The sequence below is a fragment of the Curtobacterium sp. B18 genome, assembly GCF_000333375.1.
In the GTDB taxonomy this organism is placed as follows: domain Bacteria; phylum Actinomycetota; class Actinomycetes; order Actinomycetales; family Microbacteriaceae; genus Curtobacterium.
Genome location: NZ_BACZ01000568.1, coordinates 1 through 4,446 on the forward strand (window position 1 = coordinate 1; position 4,446 = coordinate 4,446).

Annotated in this window: 6 protein-coding genes; 3 read left to right on the forward strand and 3 right to left on the reverse strand. The window is 72.1% G+C overall.

The window, feature by feature from the left end:
* Positions 1–260: 260 nt before the first annotated feature.
* Positions 261–908 carry an NAD(P)-dependent oxidoreductase gene (locus tag I5E_RS15310; RefSeq protein ID WP_022907751.1) on the reverse strand — a complete coding sequence of 216 codons (648 nt, stop codon included), beginning with the start codon at positions 906–908 and terminating at the stop codon, positions 261–263.
* 93 nt (positions 909–1,001) lie between these two features.
* Between I5E_RS15310 and I5E_RS15315 the strand changes: the two genes are divergently transcribed.
* Complete coding sequence (locus tag I5E_RS15315) at positions 1,002–1,370, forward strand: winged helix-turn-helix transcriptional regulator (RefSeq protein ID WP_022907752.1); 369 nt, start codon at positions 1,002–1,004, stop codon at positions 1,368–1,370.
* A gap of 44 nt (positions 1,371–1,414) precedes the next feature.
* Positions 1,415–2,443 carry an NADPH:quinone reductase gene (locus I5E_RS15320; protein WP_022907753.1) on the forward strand — a complete coding sequence of 343 codons (1,029 nt, stop codon included), beginning with the start codon at positions 1,415–1,417 and terminating at the stop codon, positions 2,441–2,443.
* 66 nt (positions 2,444–2,509) lie between these two features.
* On the opposite strand, the gene I5E_RS15325 is transcribed toward I5E_RS15320, so the two are convergent.
* Positions 2,510–2,695, reverse strand: a complete 186-nt coding sequence (locus tag I5E_RS15325) for a hypothetical protein (RefSeq protein WP_022907754.1) — start codon at positions 2,693–2,695, stop codon at positions 2,510–2,512.
* A 41-nt stretch (positions 2,696–2,736) separates the two neighbouring features.
* The gene (locus tag I5E_RS15330; protein ID WP_148286993.1) at positions 2,737–3,564 is read right to left on the reverse strand and encodes a GAF domain-containing protein; all 828 of its coding nucleotides are present in this window, start codon (positions 3,562–3,564) and stop codon (positions 2,737–2,739) included.
* 113 nt (positions 3,565–3,677) lie between these two features.
* Here I5E_RS15330 and I5E_RS15335 point away from each other — a divergent pair, with 113 nt between their 5' ends.
* The gene (locus I5E_RS15335) at positions 3,678–4,415 is read left to right on the forward strand and encodes a S1 family peptidase (protein WP_022907756.1); all 738 of its coding nucleotides are present in this window, start codon (positions 3,678–3,680) and stop codon (positions 4,413–4,415) included.
* Positions 4,416–4,446 lie beyond the last annotated feature (31 nt).

The window sequence follows — 4,446 nt, forward strand, 5'->3', positions numbered from 1 at the left end:
GCGTTGCCCCGTCGCCGCGTTGTGGCGTCGAACCACGAAACCGACGTGGAACCAGGCGGGCCGCCTGGTTCCATGTCGGTTCCGTGGTTCCGCACCGAGCGCGCTGCCGGCCGCACGCACGTCGCGGTCGGGGCCGCGCCGCTGCGTGCTCCGCCGCGCCGTGGCCCCGCCGCCCCGCCGCCGCACAAGCAACGTCACCCGGAACCGCGCGATGGCGCGGTTCCGGGTGACTTCCGTTGTGCGGAGGCGAAGCGAACCGCCTAGTAGGCGACCCCGAAGCGCGCCTGGTGGTGTGCCGGCGTCACGATCTCGTCGACGAAGGCGATCGCGTAGTCCTCGCCGGAGATGTCCGAGTTGCCGTCGGCGTCGGTGAGCAGGACCTCGTCGGTGGTGCGGTAGGTGCCGCGACGCTCGCCGGGGTTGTAGCCGCCGAAGGCCGCCGCCGGGCTGACGTAGAACCAGTCGACCTCGGTGTCGGATGCGCGGAGTGCCTCGAGGATCGCCGCGTGGCTCTTCGCCTCACCCTTGAACGCGTCCGGGAAGTCAGCGGTGTCGAACAGGGCCGGACCGCCCTCGGCGACGAGCAGCGAACCGGCGCCACCGACGATGCCGAGGCGCGCTCCGGCGGCAGCGGCGGCGTCGACGAACGGCTGGAACCGGTCCTTGAGCTCGCTGCCGTCGGCCTGGACCGCGTGCAGCGACACGACGACGACGTCGGTGCCCTTCGTGACCTCGGCGACGAAGTCGGTGTCGAAGGCGTCGCCCTGCGCGAGGGTCAGGCCCTCGGCCGGCTCGAGCTTGGAGGTGTCGCGGGCGACGGCGGTGACGGCGATGCCGCGGGAGAGGGCCTCGCGGGTGATGGCGGAGCCGGCGTAGCCGGTGCCACCGAAGACGACGATGCTGGTCATGGAGCAGTCCTTTCGTGGATCGTTTACACTCACCGTACAAGCGTTACTCTCTTTGAGTAAGTAGGCACCTCACAGTGCGTAACGGAGGACACCATGTCAGCGCTCGAGTACAGCCCCTACGCCGCCGAATGTCCCTCGCGACAGCTGCTCGACCGCATCGGGGACCGGTGGAGCGTCCTGACGATCGGCACCCTGGCCGACGGGCCCGCACGGTACTCGGCGATCGCGGCACGCGTGCAGGGCGTCTCGCAGAAGATGCTCACGCAGACCCTGCGGGCACTCGAACGCGACGGACTCGTCACGCGGACCGTCTTCCCCGAGATCCCCCCGCACGTCGAGTACGAGCTGACCGATCGTGGGCGTTCCCTGCGCGAGGTGCTGAAGCCGCTCGAGGACTGGGCGACGTCGCACATGGAGGCCGTCGCGGTCTCGCGCGAGGAGTACGACGCGCGGGTTCGCTGACCGTCCGCGGAATCTCGGCGGCACGTCGGTGGTTGCCTGGGGGCATGCGATCTGTCGTCTACACGAAGCCCGGTGACTCGTCCGTCCTGACCCTCGAGGAGCGGCCGGTGCCGACGCCCGGCCCCGGCGAGGTCCGAGTCCGCGTGGTCGTCTCCGGGGTCAACCCGACCGACTGGAAGGCACGACAAGGCGGCACGTACGGCGACGACCTGCCGTTCCCCGAGATCACGCCGAACCAGGACGGCGCCGGGGTCGTCGACGCGGTCGGTGACGGTGTCGACGGACTGTCGGTCGGCGACCACGTCTGGCTGTACATGGCCGCGGCGAGCCGTCCGACCGGTACGGCACAGGAGTACACCGTGGTGCCCGCCGCCCGCGCCGTCCGCCTGCCGGAGGGCACCGGCTTCGACATCGGCGCCTCGCTCGGCGTCCCGGCGATGACCGCGCACCGCGCACTCACCACGCACGAGCACGGCCCGGACCGCCTCGCACCGGGGGCGCTCAACGGGAAGACCGTCCTCGTCGCGGGCGGCGCCGGGGCCGTCGGGCACGCGGCGATCCAGCTCGCGCGGTGGGCCGGTGCGACGGTGGTCACGACGATCAGCTCGGACGCCAAGGCCGCCCTCGCCACCGCGGCCGGCGCGCACCACACGGTGAACTACCGCGACGAGGACGCCTCGGCGCAGATCCGTGCGATCGCCCCGGACGGCGTCGACATCGTCGTCGAGGTGTCGATCCCGCAGAACGCCGCGCTGGTCGCCGAGGTGCTGGCGAACCACGGCCTGGTCTCGATCTACGCGAACAACGGCGGCGACGAGGCGACGCTGCCGATCCGGCCGAACATGAGCATCAACGCCCGGTACCAGTTCCTGCTGCTGTACACGATCGGCGACGAGGCGCTGACGGCGGCGGCCGAGGACGTCACCGCGGCGCTCCGCGACGGGGTGCTGCCGGTCGGCGAGGCCGCGGGTCTGCCGCTCGTGCGGTTCTCGCTCGAGGACACGGCGGCGGCGCACGACGCCGTCGAGCAGGACACCGTCGGCAAGGTGCTCATCGACGTCAGCGCGGAGTGACGAAGCGCTGCGTCCGCCCGGGCCGGGCGGACGCAGCGCTTCGGTGGTCGGCGCCGCGAGGCCGGATCAGCGGGCGAGCGCGGCGGCGAGGCGCGCCTCGAACCGGCGGCGGGCGGCGACCCGCTCGCGCTCGATGTTCGCGGCGATGACCTCGAGGTCTTCGTAGTCGGCGTCGGTCGTGTCGTCGGTCCAGTTCGGGGTGTACACCCGGGACCGACCGAAGGGCTTCGGTTCGGGGGTCACGATGGTCATGTGGGGATCGTACGTCGAGCGTCCGACAAATCGCGTGCGCATCACGGGCCTTTCCTGGGGTTGCGGTCGCGGTCCGGGAACGGGGTCGCGAGCGAGAACGCGATGGCCATGAACGAGGCCATCAGCGCGACGTACTTGGCGTCGAGGTCGGTGAACGCGTCCGGGGCCGGCGAGTCCACGGTGAGCATGCCGAACGAGTACTCCTCGGACCGGATCACGACCGAGACGTACGAGCGGTAGCGCGGCTCGAACCCCGGCAGGTCGTCGTCGGCGTCGACGTCGGCGGCACGGTCACCGACGACCCGCGGTCCACCGCCGACCAACACCCAGTCGAGGTTGCGGTCGCCGTACGGGGTGCCGGCACGGAAGACGCCGGCCGTGTCGTCCGCTCCCCCGTGCCCGATCGGTTCGAGCGCGTGCAGGTCCTCGGAGAGCTGGTAGACGTTCGCCCGGACGTCGGGCACGCCGGGGAGCAGGTAGAAGGCCAGCGCCACCGCGACCCGGTCGGCGAAGGCCGGCAGCTCCTGCCAGCGGTCCCGCCGCCGGACCTCGGCGAAGCGGGCGAGTCGGGAAGCGAGCTGGCCGAACGCGTACCGGACGGCGGTGCCCTGCTCGAGCTCGGTCGACCGCGCCACGGCCGCCGCGGCCGTCACCGAGGCCTCGGCCCGACGGGCACGGACGACCTGCACGACGACCGCGGCCGCCAGCACCACCAGCCCGAACACGACGAGCGAGACCCGCACCCCCGGTGCCGCGACGAGGTTCGGCAGCTGGAAGGCGGCGGTGGGCGCCGTCGCGACGACGATCGGCCAGACCACCGCTCCGGCCCGGCGCCGCCCGCGGCCCGTCGTGTTCCCGTCCCCTGTCATGACGACGACGCTAGGACACCCCACCGACGCCGACGGAGTTGTCCACAGGGTGACGTTGTTGTCCCCTGCAACGCGGACTTGACCCCCGAACAGGGGGCGAGCACGATCGGGCCATGAAGCAGCGACAGAACCTGAGGGCCCTCGCCCTCGCCGCCACGGCGGCCATCACCCTCCTCGGCGGCGGCCTCGGCGCGACCGCGGCGAACGCCGCCACCGTCTCGCCGCAGGTCATCGGCGGCGAGCAGGCACCGAGCACCCCGTGGGAGGTGCAGCTCGTCTTCCAGCAGGGCGGCACCGGCACCTACGGGTGCACCGGCGAGCAGCTCAACGCCTCGTGGGTGCTCACCGCCGAGCACTGCGTCGACGGCACCACCGCGATGAACGTCTACCACTCGAACAGCACGACGAACCGGGGCACCGCGACCGCGGCGGACCGGCTCTACTCCGCGCCGTCCGGCGACATCGCGCTCGTCCACCTGAGCACGCCGAAGACGCTGTCGTCCTACGCGCAGCTCGACCTCGCGTACACCACCAAGAGCTCCGGCACCGGCACGATCCTCGGCTACGGCAACCGCGCGAACAGCGTCCCGACGACGGGGCTCTACCAGGCGACGGTGAACCTCACGGGGAGCTCGACGGACGCGTACGGCGGCCGGGCGCAGCACGTCACGGGCGTCACCGGCGCCTCGAACCACGGCGACTCCGGCGGCGCGCTCGTCGTGAACGGCAAGGTCGTCGGCGTCTGCTCCACCGGCGACGTGGCCGACCCCGGCGCGAACACCCACGCCGGCTCGAACTACGCCGTCCTCACCCAGTCCGCCAGCTGGATCCGCTCGACCGCGGGCGTCTGACCCAGCGCACCCACCAGGGGACGGGAGGTNC